Source organism: Herbaspirillum camelliae (genome assembly GCF_001929405.1).
GTDB classification, from domain to species: domain Bacteria; phylum Pseudomonadota; class Gammaproteobacteria; order Burkholderiales; family Burkholderiaceae_D; genus Herbaspirillum; species Herbaspirillum seropedicae.
The window spans coordinates 2,768,561-2,785,647 of sequence record NZ_KV880769.1; the positions used below are offsets into that span (position 1 = coordinate 2,768,561).

Consider the following 17,087-nt stretch of genomic DNA (forward strand, 5'->3'; position numbering starts at 1 on the left):
GGGTCGGCACCGAAAGGATAGTGATGGAATTTTTCCGCATCAAAAAAGACATTCCCTTCATGCGTCATGCCCTGATCTTCAATGCGATCTCGGCACTGACCTTCGTGGCCGCGGTGTTCTTCCTGTTCTCCAAGGGATTGCACTTCTCCATCGAATTCACCGGCGGCACGGTCATGGAAGTGGCCTACAACAAACCGGCCGACCTGGAGAAGATCCGCAAGTCCATCGAAGGGCTGGGTTACCGCGACACCCTGGTGCAAAGCTTCGGCACCGCCCAGGACGTCATGATCCGCCTGCCCGCACAAGCCGGCGTGAACGCCAGCCAGCAGAGCGAGAAGGTCAATGCTGCGCTCAAGGCCGAGGATCCGGACGTGCGCCTGCAGCGCGTGGAATTCGTCGGCCCCCAGGTCGGTGACGAGCTGGCCCATGATGGCCTGCTGGCGCTGGGCATGGTGGTGCTGGGCATCGTGATCTACCTGGCCTTCCGCTTCGAATGGAAGTTCGCGGTGGCGGCGGTGATCGCCAACCTGCACGACATCATCATCATCCTGGGCTTCTTCGCCTTCTTCCAATGGGAATTCTCGCTCACGGTGCTGGCCGCCATCCTGGCCGTACTGGGCTACTCGGTCAACGAATCGGTGGTGGTGTTCGACCGGGTGCGCGAAGCCTTCCGTGACCGTCGCTTCGGCAAGCTGTCTGCGCCGGAAGTGCTGAACCATGCGATCACCAGCACCATGTCGCGTACCGTCATCACTCACGGCAGCACCGAAATGATGGTGCTGGCGATGTTCTTCTTCGGTGGCCCGACGCTGCACTACTTCGCGCTGGCGCTGACCATCGGCATCCTGTTCGGCATCTATTCCTCGGTGTTCGTGGCCGCTGCCCTGGCCATGTGGCTGGGCGTGAAGCGCGAAGACCTGATCAAGCCGGTCAAGGTCAAGGACGAGAACGGCGGCGCGGTGGTCTGATCCAGCGACACCCGCACGACGATGAAAGGGCCGCCGCGTTCATGCTGCGGCCCTTTTTCATGAGAGGCCATCCAGGCCGATAACACTGCATTGAAGTTTGAACATGAGCACATCCATCGATCTGAACGATATCGACTATGAGCGCCGCTTCGGCGGCGTGGCCCGCCTGTACGGCGCCGCCGCCCTGCAACGCTTCCGCCAGGCGCGGGTGTGCGTGGTCGGGGTTGGGGGCGTGGGCTCGTGGATCGTCGAAGCGCTGGCGCGCAGCGCCATCGGCCACCTGACCCTGGTCGACCTGGACAACCTGGCCGAATCCAACGTCAACCGCCAGATCCATGCCTTGACGACCACCCTGGGCCAGGCCAAGGTCACGGCCTTGCATGAACGCATCCGGCAGATCAATCCCACCTGCGTGGTGACCGAGGTGGAGGATTTCGTCGATCCGGACAATGTGGAACAGATGCTGGGAGGCGAGCGTTTCGATTACGTCATCGACGCCATCGACAACGTCCCGGCCAAGGTAGCCATGATCGCCTGGTGCCGCAAGAATGGCATGCCCATGGTCACCATCGGCAGCGCGGGCGGCCAGATCGACCCGACCCAGATCGAGATCCGCGATCTCTGCCGCACCGAGCAGGAACCGCTGCTGGCCAAGGTGCGCAAGCGCCTGCGCTCACAGCATGGCTTCCCGCGCGGGACCAAGAACAAGTTCCATATCGACGCCGTGTTTTCCACCGAGCCGCTGCGCTTTCCGGAACTGGCCGAGGGCGAGGCCTGCGAGATCGCCCCGGCAGAAGACCTGGATGTCGGCGAAGACGCCGCCGACAGCACCCAGGCCGGCGTGACCGGCCTGAACTGCGCCGGTTTCGGTTCAGCCATGGTGGTCACGGCGACCTTCGGCCTGGTGGCCGCTGCACACGTCCTCAAGAAACTGGCCGCGCAGGCCGCTGCCCAGCCTTGAGCAGCGGCGGGCTCAGTGGCCGCCGCCCTCATCGATGCGGTGCGCCGACACGCACAGCAGCACGCTGGCGGTGACCAGCACCATCGCGGCGATCTCCAGCAGGGTGGGCCAGCGCTGTTCCCACAGGAAGCCGTAGAGCAGGGCGAACAGGGTTTCGAAGAGGATCATCTGGCCGATCATGGTCAGTGGCAGCAGGCGGCTGGCCTTGTTCCAGCAGGCATTGCCGAACAGCGAGGCGCAGATCGCCACGCCCGCCGACGCCGCCACGAAATGCAGCCAGTCGTGGCCCGGATGAGGCTGCAGCATGACCGTAAAGGCCGGTACGGCCACGAACAGCGAGAGCAGGCCCGTCACCACGCCGATCAGCAGGTTCCAGTCATGCGCCGAGATGTGGTGCAGGCGCGCCAGCCAGCGGCTGTTGCCCACCGCATAGGTGGTCCATGAGATGAGCGCGGCCAGCGCGCAGAAGAACCCGATCACGCTATCCCTGGCTTGGCCGGCTGCCGACACAGAGAGCGATTGCCACGCCACGCAGGCAATCCCGGCCAGCCCCAGCGCCAGCGACGGGACCAGCTTGCGCAGCGGGACTGCGCCTTCGCCCCGGCTGCCGATGATGCTCACCGCCACCGGCAGGAAGCCGATCACCAGCGAGGTCATGGCCATGCCGCCCAGCTGCACCGCGCTGGCCAGGAAGACGTAATACACCACATTGCCCAACAGGCTCAGCCACACCAGCGCACGCCATTCGTCCCGCCCCAGGTACGGCAGCAGCCGGCGCAGGCGCGGTGCGATCAGCAAGCCGGCGAAGAGGCCATAGGCCAGGTAGCGCCCGGCCGTCAGTTGCCAGGGCGAGAAGCTGCGGGTCAGTTCGGGGGCAAGGAACACCAGGCCCCAGGCGGCGCCAGCCAGGGCGCTGTAGAGGATGCCTTGCAAGATCGTGGGGGAACTCATCGGGGAGGGCCGGACAGCACCGGTCGCAATACGGGAAAGCGCGCAGTATGCCGCAGCGTGCGCGGCCCGGCTTGTTGCAGGCTACGGAAATGTTGATCGACGCTACGGCGATCAGCCCATGCCGGCGGCGCTTTCCTCTGCGCCAGCAGCAACGCCGGCACTGGGCCGGCGTTGTGGTTGGCTGCGCCAATGACGGCGCCGGTTCAGATCAGATGACGGTCCCGAACAGGCCCGCACCGATGAAGGCCAGCGCGACCACGCCGATACCCATGGAGAGATAGGCCAGCACCGCCACGCCAGTGATGATGGTGGCCGAGGCCAGGACGATGGCCACTTGCAGCATGCCGGCGGCCATTTCCATCTTCTCGTACTTTGCCATATAGGCGTGGGCCTCGTGTTCCGCCTCGCGCGCCTTGTGGGCCAGCTCCTTCTTGCCTTCGCCGGACTTCTCGTCGCTGTCGTAGTGGGCGATGGCGTCGTCGAGCCTGGCGATGGCTGCATTGACGCGCTCATCCTTGGGGTTGCCCAGCAACGTCAACTGCGTCTTGGCCAGTTGCGCCGCATTGCCGCGCACCGATTTGGCCTGGAAGAAGGACCACAGGTTGGCCGCTTCCTGATTTTTCAGGATGACTTCAGTCTGGTAGGACTTGGACAGGGTTTCGGTGATCGCCAGCACCAGCGCCAGGATGGCGATGAGCAGGGCGAGCTTCTTGTTGCCGGAAGCGTGGGCATGCTCGGCGTGTTCCAGGTTTTCGGTGGTTTCCGTCATGGTGCTTTGTTGTGGTGTGAGGAAATAAGGAGTGGCCGCGCTGCGGCCAGCGAGTCATCAACGATTCAGATGGTAATTGGTTGACCTGAAGCATCATTGAACTCGTATTTTAATACTGGCGGCTAAGCGCGGATATATGCTGCCCGAAGGGGAAATTCCTCCCTCTTTACATGAAAATTCGCATTTCCTCACAGACCTCCCCTGACCGCCTGGTGCGCCGCAACGATGCAGGCTCTTCTGTATTTGTCTACACTCCCTAGGCACAAATTCTGAACAGATGAGATTGTTTTTATCGACTGCTGTTATATAAAAAGACAATCACGCAATGGTTTTCGATGAATTACATTAATGGTTCTTCGCAACAATGACCGGGACGCGACGAGGTAGGCCCCGCAGCACGGCGTCATGACGCCGTAGCAGGACGCAGCCAGCATATCGTCGCGACAAGCCGGCCGCGCATCAGGGAAGACAGTGTGCGCGGCCATCAGAACATGCCCGTTTCCCGGTCCGGACATGATGACCCCTCGGGTCGAACAATAGGAGAGAACGTAATGTCGAACGAAGCCAAGTGCCCCTTCAACCATACCGCCGGCAGTGGCACCAGCAACCGCGACTGGTGGCCCAAGCAACTGCGCGTGGACCTGCTGGCCCAGCATTCCTCCAAGTCCAACCCGATGGGCGAGGATTTCGATTACGCCGAGGCCTTCAAGAGCCTGGACCTGGCAGCGGTAAAGGCCGACCTGGCCAAGGTGATGACCGATTCCCAGGACTGGTGGCCGGCCGACTTCGGGCACTACGGCCCGCTGTTCGTGCGCATGGCCTGGCACAGCGCCGGCACCTACCGCATCGGTGATGGCCGTGGCGGTGCCGGGCGCGGCCAGCAACGTTTCGCTCCCCTCAACAGCTGGCCCGACAACGTCAACCTGGACAAGGCGCGTCGCCTCTTGTGGCCGGTCAAGCAAAAATATGGCAACAAGATTTCCTGGGCCGACCTGCTGATCCTGACCGGCAACGTGGCGCTGGAAACCATGGGCTTCAAGACCTTCGGCTTCGCCGGTGGCCGCGCCGACGTGTGGGAGCCGGACCTGGACGTGTACTGGGGCGCCGAGAGCACCTGGCTGGGCGGCGATGACCGCTACGGCAAGGGCAAGTCCGGCGCTAGCCACGGCGAGATCACTGCTGACGCAGACCGTCACGGCAACGAAGAGAGCCGCACCGGCCCTGCTGGCCGCAACCTGGAAAATCCGCTGGCGGCCGTACAGATGGGGCTGATCTATGTGAACCCGGAAGGTCCGGAAGGCAATCCTGACCCGCTGGCAGCAGCCCATGACATCCGCGAAACCTTCGCCCGCATGGCCATGGACGATGAAGAAACCGTGGCCCTGATCGCCGGCGGACACACCTTCGGCAAGACCCACGGTGCCGGCGACGCCAAGCACGTCGGCCGCGAACCGGAAGGCGAGGACTTGGACAGCCAGGGCCTGGGTTGGAAGAGCAGCTTCGGCAGCGGCGCAGGTGGCGACACCATCAGCTCCGGCCTGGAAGTGACCTGGACCCAGACCCCGGCCCAGTGGAGCAACTACTTCTTCGAGAACCTGTTCAAGTATGAATGGGAACTGACCAAGAGCCCGGCCGGCGCCCACCAGTGGGTGGCCAAGGGCGCCGATGCAGTGATCCCGCATGCCCACGGCGGCGCACCGCTGCTGCCGACCATGCTGACCACGGACTTGTCGCTGCGTTTCGATCCGGCCTACGAAAAGATTTCGCGCCGCTTCCTGGAACATCCCGAGCAATTCGCCGATGCGTTTGCCCGCGCCTGGTTCAAGCTGACCCACCGCGACCTCGGCCCGCGTTCGCGCTACCTCGGTCCGGAAGTCCCGGCCGAAGAACTGATCTGGCAAGATCCGCTGCCCCAGGCCGAGGGCGCGCAGATCGATGCGGCTGATGTCGCCGCGCTCAAGGCCAAGGTGCTGGGCTCGGGCCTGTCGGTGTCGGAACTGGTGTCTACCGCCTGGGCTTCGGCGTCCACCTTCCGTGGCGGCGATATGCGCGGCGGCGCCAACGGTGCGCGCATCCGCCTGGCCCCGCAAAAGGATTGGGCCGCCAACCAGCCGGCGCAGCTGGCCAAGGTGCTCAAGACCCTGGAAGGCATCCAGTCCGCCTTCAACCAGGGCGGCAAGAAGGTCTCGCTGGCCGACCTGATCGTGCTGGCCGGCAGCGCCGCAGTCGAGAAGGCTGCCCAGGATGCAGGCGTGGCCGTGGCCGTGCCGTTCCGCGCTGGCCGTGTGGACGCCTCGCAGGAGCAGACCGATGCAGCGTCCTTCGCACCGCTGGAGCCCATCGTCGATGGCTTCCGCAACTTCCAGAAGCAGCGCTATGCCGTGCGTGGTGAAGACATGCTGATCGACAAGGCGCAACAGCTGACCCTGACCGCGCCGGAAATGACGGTCCTGATCGGTGGCCTGCGCGTGCTGGGCAACAATGTCGGCGGCAGCACCAAGGGGGTGTTCACCAGCCGTGTGGGCGTGCTGTCCAATGACTTCTTCGTCAACCTGCTGGACATGGGGACCGAATGGAAGTCGACTTCGCCGGCCCAGGAAGAGTTCGAAGGGCGCGACCGCAAGACGGGCGCGGTCAAGTGGACTGGTACGCGTGTCGATCTGGTGTTCGGCTCCAATGCCGTGTTGCGCGCCCTGGCCGAAGTCTATGCCAGCGCCGATGCCAAGGAAAAGTTCGTCAAGGACTTCGTGGCGGCCTGGGTCAAGGTGATGGAGCTGGACCGCTTCGACCTGAAGTGAGATCCGGCAGGGCTTGAAGCCTGAAGTTTGAAGCTTGAAGTTTGAGCGAAGCAGCAGCAGACGGCGGACCGCGAGGCCCGCCGTTTTTGCTTGGCTGGCAGGATCGGGGCATGGCGATGTCATCGGCATGTCACGGCACAGGCGCTATAGTGGCCGGCTTGATTCCTGTCTTCATCATTGATACGCGAGGCGCATCATGGCCCTGAGCCTGGACGACGTTGCAGTGCTGTTTGCACGGCATGGTCATACCCAATACGCCGGTGAGCCGGTCACCCAGCTGGAGCACGCGCTGCAGACGGCGCTGCTGGCCGAGCAGCAGGGTGCATCGGCCAGCCTGATCGTGGCCAGCCTGCTGCACGACCTGGGGCATATGCTGGAAGACCTGGGCGATACGCCCACGCTGTTGGGTGTGGATGACTTGCACCAGTGGCGCATCCAGCCTTTCCTGCGCGGCCTGTTCGGCGACGAGGTGCTGGCGCCCATTGCCCTGCACGTCGATGCCAAGCGCTATCTTTGCGCCACCGATCCGGGCTACTTCGGCTCCTTGTCGGCGGATTCGGTGCGCAGCCTTGCCTTGCAGGGCGGGATCTTCGACGTCGAACAGGCGGCTGCTTTCATCGACCGGCCCTATGCGCGGGATGCGGTGCGTCTGCGGCGCTGGGACGACCAGGCCAAGACGGCGGGGCTGGCGACGCCGGACTATCAGCACTTTTCCCAATACTTCCAGCAGTGTCTATGCCCGCCTAGTGGTGCTGCGGCAGCTCACTCCAGATAGTTCTTGCGATAGGAAGAGGGTGTCACGCCGCGCAGTCTGCGCATGGCGTGCGTGAGCGCGCTCTGGTCGGCGTAGCCACAGCGCTGCGCCACCTGGGCCAACGGCAGGGCGCTGGTGCGCAGCAGCTGGCAGGCCTGGGCCATCCTGACCTCGGCCAGCCAGGCGCGGGGCGAGCTGTCCAGTTCGGCGCGGAACCATTCGTGCAGGCGGCTGGGAGAAATCGCCGCCGCCTCGGCCATCTGCGCCACGGTCCAGGGATGGGCGACCTGCGCCTCCACCTGGGCCATCATGCGGCGTAGCCGTGAAAGCGCCTGCGGCGTACGTTGCGCCAGCGTATCGAGCAGCAGCGGCACCCAGTGCTGCAGCGTCGCCGGACTGCTGCGCGCCTGCGCCAGCGAGACCGCCATGAATTCCACCAGCTTGCCCGCCGCCACCGACAGCGGCAGGAAGGGGCGTTGCGCCAGTTGTTCCAGCTGCAGCGTGTTCACCGTCGCCGGCGCCAGGTCCAGGACCAGCGAACGGTTCTCGCCGCCAGCGCGGGTGGCATGGCGCGCCCCGGGTTCGACGAAGGCCCCGGTGGCCACGTCGGCCCGGCCCTCGCGCCCGCCGATGTCCAGCGCCAGATGGCCCGCCAGCGGCAGGACCAGTTGCGGGAAGTCATGGCGATGCGCCAGCGATTCGTCGCGGTAGCTGCGCAGGTGCAGCTGCGCCAGGGGAGGCGCGAGGTCATGGTGCGGCAGGGGCGGCAGGGACATGGCGCAGGCAGGGCAATCGGGATGCCGCCATGATAGCCGAGTTCTACAGCCTGATCTGGTCGAAGCTGGTGATCCGCTGGCGCGCCTCGCCCACCTGGGGCTGTTGGCCGCCGGCGATGGTATCGGCCTCGCGCACCAGCTTGCCGAAGTCCAGCCCGGTCATCCGCTCCACCTCGGTGACGGCCACGCGCCAATGGTTCACATCCACCGAAGGCAAGGCCTGGGGCGCACCCAGGCTGTGCCGGCTCTCCGACAGCAGCGCCGATTGATCCGCCACCAGAGCGACCGCCCTGAGCCCCTGCTTGCCCTTCCAGGCCACGATCTTGAAGAAGGAAGAGGGGATCTGCACCTCGTCGGCCCACAGGTCGACCTGGTCATTGAACACCGGTCCCTGGAAGACGCACAGCCGGCCCTTGGCGCTGCTGGCCAGTACGCCGTTTTCCAGGACATAGCGTTCCAGCCCCTGCCAGTAGACCGCGCTCTGGTTGAAGCGGAAATGCTGGGGCGAGCAGTTGGTGAAATGGAAGGTATCGGCATTGGCGCGTTCGGCCTCCTCTGGCGAGCCCCAGCTGGGATCGGAACGGCGCGTCAGGTGACCGCGATCGAAGTAGTTCGACCAGGCGCCATAGAAATCCTGTTCCAGCACCGCGCCGGCGGGCACGCGCGGATCGCGGAACCAGGCGTCGCCTTCGGCGGTATTGACGTGGCCACTGCCGCGATCGACCTCCAGATAGCGCGCACCATCGATATTGGTGGCGGTAAAGGCGGCCATGCGGCGCGGCTTGAGCAGCTTGATGCTGAAGTGCTCGTACTTCAGTTCGCCGTCGCCGCGGGCGGCATCATCAGCCAGCAGGGGGACGATCTGCGCGGCCAGCGTACCGCTTGGTTGAGGCAGCGGCAACTGCACGCCGGCAATGAAGGCAGGATCGTAGCCGCTGCGGTTGCTGTAGTCCGGATCGATGCGCAAGGCTTCCTGGGCATGCGTGGGGCGGGGAGAGACGACGTGCCTGCGGTTCCGTGGAGGCGAGGGCGGACGGCGCTGCCGGTGTCGGGGCCACTGCTGTGCCGGCCACCCTTACTGTGATTTCCAGCGGTATCGTCAATGTGGCGGCCTGGGGGCTGTCACTGATGCGGGCATTCATGCCGCTGTCATTTCCTGTGCTCATGCTGATCTCCTCTCCTGTGTCGGGAATAGTCGCGGCTGGTGCGGCCACAGCGGTGGCTGGCGCGGCAGCAGTCTGATAGCTGAGGGCTTCCTGCAGCAGTGGCCGGGCTGCCTCGGGCAATTCCGGCAGACGTTGCAGCAGGTCGCGGTAGATGGCGCTGATGCGTATGCCTTCGTTGACCTTGCGTGGCGTGTCCTGCGCCGAGGCGGCGTCGCGATAGGGCTCGCCCCAGTGATGCAGGGCGACCAGCTGCCAGTCGTCATTGAAGACCGGTGAGCCGGAAGAACCCTGTTCGGTATCGGTTTCATAGAGCAGCGTGTGCTCGGTGCGGGCGGTCACGGTGTTGTTGCGGATGCTGATCATCTTCAGCCAGCCGCCGGGGTGCTGGATGATGTTGGCGTTCATGCCGATGACATGCTTGTCGGGCTGGTCCGACAAGGGGCAGAAACCGAGCATGTCGGTGGTGGCCTGTCCCGACTGGCGCTCTCCCAGGGCGATGAGGGCATAGTCGAGCTGGTCACTCCCGGAAAACAGGGCCAGGCGCTCTGGCGCCAGCAGGAAGCTGGTGGTCGCGCGCGGCACGCCGCGCTCGTCCAGTTCGCGCAGGAAGCTCACGCGCGTGCCTCGCGCTGCAGCGAGGTCGGCGATCACGTGCTGGTTGGTCAGGAACAGGCGGGGACTGACCATGAAGCCGGTCGCGACCTCATTGACCTGGTCGCTGCTGACTTCGACATAGGCCACGGCGCGCGCCACCGCCGCGCCTTGCGCCAGGAAGCTGGCCCGCAGGAAATCCTCGGTATCGCCGATGATGGACTCGGGGCCGCCGCGCGCGCCCAGATTGCGTTGCCGCAGGGCATAGGCGCGGGCGCGTTCGCTGTCAGGTTCGGCAGCGCGCCACTGGCCGCAGGCGACCAGCTCGCGCACACGCTGGCGCTGGCTGGCCGTGTCGGCTACGCAGGCGTGGAAATCCTTCAGGGCTCGCTCATCCATTTCGTCTCCAGATTCCGGCTTGGGGCGGGATGACCTTATGCCCTTCATATGACATCGGCATGACGTGAAGCCGTCAATTTGTCGCCAAATGTAAGAGCACGTGAGAGCACAAAAAAGCCGCCCCGGTCTGCACCGGGGCGGCTTTTGCGGTTGTGCTGCTACAGGGCGCGGCTTACTGCATATGCCAGCCGTGGCTGACCACCACCGACTGGCCGGTCAGTGCATTGGTCGGGAAGGCCGCCAGGAAGACGGCGGTCTGGGCTACGTCCTGGGTGGTGGTGAATTCACCATCGACGGTGTCCTTCAACATGATCTTCTTGATCACGTCTTCTTCGCTGATGCCGAATTCCTTGGCCTGCTCGGGAATCTGCTTTTCCACCAGCGGGGTGCGCACGAAGCCGGGGCAGATGACATTGGTGCGGATCTTGTCCTTGGCGCCTTCCTTGGCCACCGTCTTGGCCAGGCCCAGCAAGCCATGCTTGGCGGTGACATAGGGCGCCTTCAGCGGCGAGGCCAGGTGCGAGTGGACCGAGCCCATGTAGATGATGGAGCCGCCGCGGCCCTGCTTGATCATGGCCTTCATGGCCGCGCGGGTGGTCAGGAAGGCGCCGTCCAGGTGGATCGCCAGCATCTTGCGCCAGTTCTCCAGCGTCAGCTCGGCCACCGGGCTGATGATCTGGATGCCGGCATTGCTGATCATGATGTCCAGGCCGCCATAGGTGTTGACCGCATCGGCCACACCCTTGTCGACCTGGGTTTCGTCGGTGACGTTCATGGCCACGGCCATGGCCGTGCCGCCTTCCTTGACGATTTCCTCGGCGGTGGCCTTGGCTGCTTCCAGGGCCAGGTCGGCGATGACGACCTTGGCGCCCTGGCGGGCGTACTCGACGGCGATTTCCTTGCCGATGCCGCTGGCCGAACCGGTGATGAGAGCGACTTTATCCTTGAGTAGCATGATCTTCCTTTATGTTTCGTTTGACGGACATTGCAAAGCATAGCCGCCACCGATTCCAGCGCATCTTGCGTCCGGTCAACGATGGCGGCCATCGATCCATGGTTTCGATGAAACCTTCATCGAAAGATTCCTCGGGGCGCTGGCCCCGCTTTCCTGTACTCGTGCAACGCCCATCTCCTGATGGAGTGTCTCCAGGCGTGGCTTTGTCACGCCATTGTAACGCTGGGGCGCTGGTTGTTGCTGCGTCGCCAAAGTGACGGTAAAGGTCATGTTCATGAAACATTCAATGGTTAGTCTGTGCAGCGTTATACGGGGACATGGCCGTTTCCCGCGTTCCGGCGAGCAAGGTCTCGATTTGTTTCGGGGGCGGCCCAGTTTTGAAGGAGAGTGCAAGGCAGGTTGGCAAAGTCCGGGGTAGCGTTTCCTGGCCGCGCCTGAGATCAACCGGCCGGCTCCTTCACTAAACCACCATAAAGGACCATGCATGAGACTGCTTACCATTCCTGCCGATGCCAACCCGAGTTTTTCCAAGCTGAGCTTGAGCCTCGCGAGCACCCCGGAAGAAGTGCGCGAAGTGCAGCGCCTGCGCTACAAGGTCTTCATCGAAGCGATGAACCTGTCGGCGCTGGCCAACCCGGAAGGCCTGGACAAGGATGAGTTCGACGACTACTGCGACCACCTGATCGTACGCGACAGCAAGACCCTCTCGGTGGTCGGCACCTATCGCGTGTTGAGCCCGCACGGCGCGCGCCGCATGGGCAAGTTCTACTCGGAACAGGAATTCGATCTCTCGCGCCTGGACAACATCCGCGGCGTCATCGCCGAAGCCGGTCGCGCCTGCATCCACCCCGACTACCGCAGCGGCGGCGTGATCATGATGCTGTGGGCAGGCATCGCTGCCTACATGCGCAAGGAGCGCTGCGAATACCTGATGGGCTGCGCCAGCGTGAGCCTGGCCGATGGCGGCCACAACGCCGCCGCGCTGTACCACGCCTTCCGCGAAAAGAACATGGCGCCGCCCGACTACCGCGTCGCGCCGCTCTTGCCCTTCCCGCTGGAAGACCGCCAGACCGGCGTCGAACCGCAGATCCCGCCGCTGTTGCGCGGCTACCTGCGCAGCGGTGCCTGGGTGTGCGGCGAACCGGCCTGGGATCCTGATTTCCACTCGGCCGACTTCTTCCTGCTGCTGCCGCTCTCCAAGCTCGACAGCCGCTATGCCCGCCACTACCTCAAGGATTCGAGGACCGCATGAAGCCACGCGAACAGTTCATGGAAAAAGCCCAGGGGCTGTTCGCCGACCTGGGCCCCGACCAAGATGCCGGTGACGAGGAAGGCAAGCGCGATCCGCTGCGCTTTCGCACCATCTGGATTTCCGATATCCACCTGGGCACCACCGGCTGCCAGGCCGAGCGCCTGCTCGAATTCCTGCGCGCCACCGAATCCGACACGCTCTACCTGGTGGGCGACATCATCGACGGCTGGCAGTTGAAGCGTCGCTGGTACTGGGACCAGTCCCACAACAACGTGGTGCAGACCGTGTTGAAGAAGGCCAAGAAGGGCACCAACGTCATCTTCGTGCCCGGTAACCACGATGAAGTGATCCGCCAGTTCATCGACCTCGACTTCGGTGGCATCAAGATCCGCGACGAGCTGGTGCACGTCACCGCCGAAGGCAAGCGCATGCTGGTGCTGCACGGCGACCGCTTCGATGGGGTGATCGCCTGCGCCAAGTGGCTGGCCTATGTCGGCGACACGCTCTACACCATGATCCTGAAGTTCAACCAGTGGTTCAACAGCTGGCGCGCCCGTGCCGGCCTGCCTTACTGGTCGCTGTCGCAGTACCTGAAGTCCAAGGTCAAGAACGCGGTGAACTACATCAGCTCCTTCGAGGATGCGCTGGCCGATGAGGCGCGCAAGAAGGGCCTGGACGGCGTCATCTGCGGTCACATCCACAAGGCTGAAATCCGCGACATCGGCGGCGTCACCTACTGCAACGACGGCGACTGGGTCGAGAGCCTGTCGGCCCTGGTGGAAGAGCCCAGCGGTGAACTGCGGCTGGTCTCGTGGCAGGAAATCATGCAACTCAAGCGCGCCGGCAAGGAAGCCCGCATGGCCGCCCGCGAACTGGCCACGGCCTGAACGCGGTCAGGCCGGGTCAGGCCCGGCCGGCGGTGCAACCGTTTTATGTTCTATATCGTTTAAATTATTTATGCGCATTGCCATCATCAGCGACGCGGGCGAACCGCAAGTCAACGGCGTGGTCAACACGCTGCGCTCCACAGTGCGCTGCCTGCGTGCGCTGGGGCACGAAGTGTTGCTGCTGTCGCCACGTGACTTCCGCACCTTTGCCTGCCCGACCTATCCGGAAATCCGGCTGGCCTACCAGCCCTATGCGCGCATCGCGTCGGCGCTGGAGAGCTTCCAGCCCGACTGCATCCACATTGCCACCGAAGGCCCCATGGGACTGGCGGCGCGGCGCTATTGCCTGCGCCGCAAGCTCAGCTTCACCACCGCCTATCACACCCGCTTCCCGGAATACCTGGCCGCGCGCAAGCTCTTGCCCAAGGCGCTGACCTACCGGCTGCTGCGCTGGTTCCATGGCCGCTCCGAAGCCATCATGGTGCCGACGCCGGCGATGAAGACAGCGCTGGAAGAGCAGGGCTTCAACAAGGTCGTGCTGTGGGGGCGCGGTGTGGATACCACGCATTTCCGCCCGGCCGTGGAAGACCACGCCTGCATCGACCGGCCGCTGTTCCTCTACGTGGGACGGGTGGCGGTGGAAAAGAACATCGAAGCCTTCCTCAAGCTGGACCTGCCCGGCACCAAGTGGGTCGTCGGCGACGGCCCGCAACTGGAAGAGCTGACCCAGCGTTATCCGGAGGTGCGCTTCCTCGGCGCCAAGGGGCAGGATGAACTGCCGGCCTACTACAACTGCGCCGACGTGTTCGTCTTCCCCAGCAAGACCGATACCTTCGGCCTGGTGCTGCTGGAGGCCATGGCCTGCGGTGTGCCGGTGGCGGCCTATCCGGTGGAAGGGCCGATCGACGTGGTCGACAACGGCGTCTCGGGCATCCTGCGGCACGATCTGCGCCAGGCTTGCCTGCAGGCGCTGACACTGGACCGTCAGGCCGTCCATGCCCATGCCCGCAGCCGTTCGTGGGAATCCGCCACCCAGCAATTCCTGCAGCATCTGCATCTGGCGCAGCGTCCACTGGCCGACAAGGCCACCGTCATCAAGCCGTTGCGCGAGACGCACTGATACCTGCCCAGACGCATACGGCTACGGCTGGCGTTTCGTTTTACGCCAGCTCTGCAATGAGTGTATCGATGAAGGCCTTCCCGTTGTCGGGCGGGCCTTTTCTGATTCCACGCATCTTTCTCGGCAATGCCTGAGCTTTACTGACCTTTACTGACGGAGGTCATACCATCCCCAGTTTCCCCGCTGGGCCAGAAGCCTCCATGGCATCATCCGCATCCGTCGCCACTGCCATCGGGTCGGTGGCGACGTAATGGAATGGATTTTGCTAAACCTCAAAAGCAGCACTGATCACAACACCTATAGTTGTGACTGCGCGCCGGGGGACGTTGCCGTCAACGTCGGCAGACACAGTAACAACCGTAAGGGGGAATCATCATGGGGCAATTGTTGGCCAATCTGAAACTGTGGCAAAAGTTTGCCTTGCTGGGGCTATTGGGCCTGGTGTTGTTCGGCGTGCCGACGACCTTGTACTTCAACAGCACCGAACGGATCATCCGCTTCAAGCAGCAGGAAATCGCCGGCGTCGAACCGGTGCGCCGATTGCTGCGTAGCGTGCAGCTCATGCAGCAGCATCGCGGCATGTCCGCCGTCATGCTCAATGGCGCGGCCGACATGGCCGGCCCGCGTCAGGCCAAGGCTGCCGAGGTCGACCAGGCGTTGGCGGCGCTGGCGGGTGCGCTGGAAGAAGTGGGGCGCGACGATACCCGCATCCCGGAGCTGTTCAAGAATCAACTGGCCGCCTGGACCAAGGTGCGCGACGCCGTGGCGAGCCGCTCGATCACCCCGCCCGAGAGCTTCGCCGCCCATAGCGCGGCAATCGCGGCGCTGTTCGAACTCAACGAGCGCCTGCTGGACTACTACCACTACACCATCGATCCCGACTTCGACAGCACCCAGCTCATCAATGCCGCCTTCATCGCCATGCCAGCGCTGACGGAAGACCTGGGCCGGGCGCGCGCCCGTGGCGCCAGCCTCTTGCTCAAGAAGGAACTGAAGCTGGAAGAACGGCTGGAACTGGTAGCCATGCTCGAACGCGCGCAGGAGCGTCTCAGTTCGGCGCGCAAGTCCTTCGCCAAGGGCGTGGCCGCCAATGCCGAGATCGGCGTCAAGCTGGGCAGCACCTTCGAGAAGGCCGATCGCCTGGGCAACGAGGTCATGAAACTCACGCGTGAACAGGTGCTCTTGCCGCAGGAGCTGAGCTTCCCGCCGGACGCCTACTTCAAGCAATTCACCTTGGCCATCGATGAACAGTTCAAGGCCATCAGCGAAGTCACCGAAGTGCTGGCCGGCCAGCTGGATGCCCAGAACGCTGCCCTGCGCCGCGAACAGCTCACGGTGCTGGGCGCCATCTTCGCGCTGGCCCTGCTGGTGGCCTGGCTGGGCGTGATGATCACCCGCTCGGTGACCCAGCCCATCCTTGCCTCGGTCTCCATGGCCGGCCGCGTGGCCGACTATGACCTCACCGCGCGTAGCGCCGCCCAAGGCCGCGACGAATCGGCCCAACTGCTGGGTTCGCTCAACGCCATGACGGCCAGCCTGGGTGGGATCGTGGGCCGTGTGCGTACCAGTATCGAAGTGATCCAGCACGCCTCGCGCGAGATCGCCACCGGCAACGCCGATCTGTCGCGCCGTACCGAATCGCAGGCCTCCAGCCTCGAAGAGACCGCCAGCGCCATGGAAGAGCTGACCTCGACCGTGCAGAACAATGCCGAGAACGCCCGGCAGGCCGACCAGCTGGCAGGCTCGGCCTCGCGCCTGGCCGAACGCGGCGGCGAGGTGGTCAGCAATGTGGTGCAGACCATGGATGAGATCAAGACCAGTTCGCGGCGTATCGTCGATATCATCAGCGTCATCGATGGCATCGCCTTCCAGACCAACATCCTGGCCCTGAACGCCGCCGTGGAAGCGGCTCGTGCCGGCGAGCAGGGACGCGGTTTCGCCGTGGTCGCCTCGGAGGTGCGCTCGCTGGCGCAGCGCAGCGCCAGTGCGGCCAAGGAGATCAAGGAGCTCATCAGCGATTCGGTGGACAAGGTCGACGCCGGTGGCCGCCTGGTCGATGAGGCCGGCATGACCATGGGCGAGATCGTCAATTCGATCCGCCAGGTGGCCGGCATCATGAGCGAGATCACCCAGGCCAGCCAGGAGCAGAGCACCGGCATCGGCCAGGTCAACGACGCCATCACCCAGATGGAAGCCATCACCCAGCAGAATGCGGCCCTGGTGGAAGAGGCCGCCGCTGCCGCCGAGAGCCTGCAGCAGCAGGCCGAGATGCTGTGGGATGAGGTTGGCGTCTTCAAGACCGAGGGAGCCGACGGGGTCGCACCCGATGGCTTGCCGCCTGTTGCCACCACCTCTGCTGCACTGAGGCTGGCGGCAGCCTGATGTCCTGACGCACCGCGCTGGTGAGTGTGGCCCGACCTTGGCGACGCTCGCCACGGCCTGTCTACAGGGGCGTTTTCCCTGGTGGTGCGGCAGGTCATCGACACGCCCCGAAACGGGGCGTGGTCATTTTCTCAAGTATGCAAAACAAACATGAGGGCATGCCCACAAAGCATTGGCTCGTCCAAGCTCCGCTCTTCTAATATGCGCCACGCCCGTTTGCGCTGAGCATCCGATTGCGGCGCCGTCAAGGGAGACGACCGCAAGCATCGTGCTCCGGCAGGCTGGGCCAGAACAACAATAAACAAGTCGGAACAATCTCCTGTGGCCCGCATCGGATGGGGATCCTGTGCAGGGTGCA

At 64.1% G+C, this 17,087-nt stretch carries 15 protein-coding genes; 8 read left to right on the forward strand and 7 right to left on the reverse strand.

The window, feature by feature from the left end:
- Positions 1-23: 23 nt before the first annotated feature.
- A complete protein-coding gene (secF, locus tag BGK68_RS12325) occupies positions 24-968 on the forward strand; it encodes a protein translocase subunit SecF (RefSeq protein ID WP_039788956.1) in 945 nt (314 codons plus the stop codon).
- A gap of 103 nt (positions 969-1,071) precedes the next feature.
- Positions 1,072-1,929 (forward strand): tRNA cyclic N6-threonylcarbamoyladenosine(37) synthase TcdA, encoded by an 858-nt coding sequence (tcdA, locus tag BGK68_RS12330; protein WP_075257331.1) that lies wholly within the window; start codon positions 1,072-1,074, stop codon positions 1,927-1,929.
- A gap of 12 nt (positions 1,930-1,941) precedes the next feature.
- Here tcdA and BGK68_RS12335 read toward each other — a convergent pair whose 3' ends face one another.
- Both BGK68_RS12335 and BGK68_RS12340 read right to left on the reverse strand, forming a co-directional pair.
- Entirely contained in the window at positions 1,942-2,880 is a 939-nt protein-coding gene (locus BGK68_RS12335; RefSeq protein WP_075257332.1) for a DMT family transporter, read from the reverse strand.
- 208 nt (positions 2,881-3,088) lie between these two features.
- Positions 3,089-3,649, reverse strand: coding sequence for a DUF4337 domain-containing protein (locus BGK68_RS12340; protein WP_075257333.1), 561 nt, complete (start codon positions 3,647-3,649; stop codon positions 3,089-3,091).
- A 551-nt stretch (positions 3,650-4,200) separates the two neighbouring features.
- On the opposite strand from BGK68_RS12340, the gene katG reads away from it, so the two are divergent.
- Positions 4,201-6,447, forward strand: a complete 2,247-nt coding sequence (katG, locus tag BGK68_RS12345) for a catalase/peroxidase HPI (RefSeq protein ID WP_075257334.1) — start codon at positions 4,201-4,203, stop codon at positions 6,445-6,447.
- A 196-nt stretch (positions 6,448-6,643) separates the two neighbouring features.
- Positions 6,644-7,222, forward strand: a complete 579-nt coding sequence (locus BGK68_RS12350) for a phosphonate degradation HD-domain oxygenase (RefSeq protein WP_075257335.1) — start codon at positions 6,644-6,646, stop codon at positions 7,220-7,222.
- Here BGK68_RS12350 and BGK68_RS12355 read toward each other — a convergent pair.
- From BGK68_RS12355 to BGK68_RS27460, 5 genes are all read right to left on the reverse strand, one after another.
- Positions 7,210-7,977 carry a helix-turn-helix transcriptional regulator gene (locus BGK68_RS12355; RefSeq protein ID WP_143433030.1) on the reverse strand — a complete coding sequence of 256 codons (768 nt, stop codon included), beginning with the start codon at positions 7,975-7,977 and terminating at the stop codon, positions 7,210-7,212. The genes BGK68_RS12350 and BGK68_RS12355 overlap by 13 nt on opposite strands.
- A gap of 43 nt (positions 7,978-8,020) precedes the next feature.
- Positions 8,021-8,938 (reverse strand): DNA/RNA non-specific endonuclease, encoded by a 918-nt coding sequence (locus BGK68_RS28305; RefSeq protein WP_233149450.1) that lies wholly within the window; start codon positions 8,936-8,938, stop codon positions 8,021-8,023.
- The gene (locus tag BGK68_RS28005; protein WP_075257337.1) at positions 8,820-10,133 is read right to left on the reverse strand and encodes a trypsin-like serine peptidase; all 1,314 of its coding nucleotides are present in this window, start codon (positions 10,131-10,133) and stop codon (positions 8,820-8,822) included. The genes BGK68_RS28305 and BGK68_RS28005 overlap by 119 nt, the downstream gene beginning before the upstream one ends.
- Positions 10,134-10,305: 172 nt before the next feature.
- Positions 10,306-11,088: a 3-hydroxybutyrate dehydrogenase gene (locus tag BGK68_RS12370; protein WP_075257338.1), complete on the reverse strand. Its 783-nt coding sequence runs from the start codon at positions 11,086-11,088 to the stop codon at positions 10,306-10,308.
- Between the two features lie 75 nt (positions 11,089-11,163).
- Positions 11,164-11,364, reverse strand: a complete 201-nt coding sequence (locus tag BGK68_RS27460) for a hypothetical protein (protein ID WP_143433031.1) — start codon at positions 11,362-11,364, stop codon at positions 11,164-11,166.
- A 208-nt stretch (positions 11,365-11,572) separates the two neighbouring features.
- On the opposite strand from BGK68_RS27460, the gene BGK68_RS12375 reads away from it, so the two are divergent.
- The 4 genes from BGK68_RS12375 (at position 11,573) to BGK68_RS12390 (ending at position 16,729) form a co-directional block, all read left to right on the forward strand.
- The gene (locus BGK68_RS12375; RefSeq protein WP_075257339.1) at positions 11,573-12,340 is read left to right on the forward strand and encodes a GNAT family N-acetyltransferase; all 768 of its coding nucleotides are present in this window, start codon (positions 11,573-11,575) and stop codon (positions 12,338-12,340) included.
- Positions 12,337-13,227, forward strand: a complete 891-nt coding sequence (locus BGK68_RS12380; protein ID WP_075257340.1) for a UDP-2,3-diacylglucosamine diphosphatase — start codon at positions 12,337-12,339, stop codon at positions 13,225-13,227. Before BGK68_RS12375 ends, BGK68_RS12380 begins: the two co-directional genes overlap by 4 nt.
- A gap of 70 nt (positions 13,228-13,297) precedes the next feature.
- Positions 13,298-14,347, forward strand: coding sequence for a glycosyltransferase family 4 protein (locus tag BGK68_RS12385; RefSeq protein ID WP_075257341.1), 1,050 nt, complete (start codon positions 13,298-13,300; stop codon positions 14,345-14,347).
- Positions 14,348-14,722: 375 nt separating this feature from the next.
- On the forward strand, positions 14,723-16,729 hold the full coding sequence (locus tag BGK68_RS12390) for a methyl-accepting chemotaxis protein (RefSeq protein WP_075257342.1): 2,007 nt from the start codon (positions 14,723-14,725) through the stop codon (positions 16,727-16,729).
- The last annotated feature ends 358 nt before the right edge of the window (positions 16,730-17,087 follow it).

Excerpts from the sequence above, each read along its gene's own strand:
- secF (WP_039788956.1), top strand. The coding sequence starts at position 24 with ATGGAATTTTTCCGCATCAAAAAAGACATTCCCTTCATGCGTCATGCC.
- tcdA (WP_075257331.1), top strand. The coding sequence starts at position 1,072 with ATGAGCACATCCATCGATCTGAACGATATCGACTATGAGCGCCGCTTC.
- BGK68_RS12335 (WP_075257332.1), bottom strand. The coding sequence starts at position 2,880 with ATGAGTTCCCCCACGATCTTGCAAGGCATCCTCTACAGCGCCCTGGCT.
- BGK68_RS12340 (WP_075257333.1), bottom strand. The coding sequence starts at position 3,649 with ATGACGGAAACCACCGAAAACCTGGAACACGCCGAGCATGCCCACGCT.
- katG (WP_075257334.1), top strand. The coding sequence starts at position 4,201 with ATGTCGAACGAAGCCAAGTGCCCCTTCAACCATACCGCCGGCAGTGGC.
- BGK68_RS12350 (WP_075257335.1), top strand. The coding sequence starts at position 6,644 with ATGGCCCTGAGCCTGGACGACGTTGCAGTGCTGTTTGCACGGCATGGT.
- BGK68_RS12355 (WP_143433030.1), bottom strand. The coding sequence starts at position 7,977 with ATGTCCCTGCCGCCCCTGCCGCACCATGACCTCGCGCCTCCCCTGGCG.
- BGK68_RS28005 (WP_075257337.1), bottom strand. The coding sequence starts at position 10,133 with ATGGATGAGCGAGCCCTGAAGGATTTCCACGCCTGCGTAGCCGACACG.
- BGK68_RS12370 (WP_075257338.1), bottom strand. The coding sequence starts at position 11,088 with ATGCTACTCAAGGATAAAGTCGCTCTCATCACCGGTTCGGCCAGCGGC.
- BGK68_RS27460 (WP_143433031.1), bottom strand. The coding sequence starts at position 11,364 with ATGAACATGACCTTTACCGTCACTTTGGCGACGCAGCAACAACCAGCG.
- BGK68_RS12375 (WP_075257339.1), top strand. The coding sequence starts at position 11,573 with ATGAGACTGCTTACCATTCCTGCCGATGCCAACCCGAGTTTTTCCAAG.
- BGK68_RS12380 (WP_075257340.1), top strand. The coding sequence starts at position 12,337 with ATGAAGCCACGCGAACAGTTCATGGAAAAAGCCCAGGGGCTGTTCGCC.
- BGK68_RS12385 (WP_075257341.1), top strand. The coding sequence starts at position 13,298 with ATGCGCATTGCCATCATCAGCGACGCGGGCGAACCGCAAGTCAACGGC.
- BGK68_RS12390 (WP_075257342.1), top strand. The coding sequence starts at position 14,723 with ATGGGGCAATTGTTGGCCAATCTGAAACTGTGGCAAAAGTTTGCCTTG.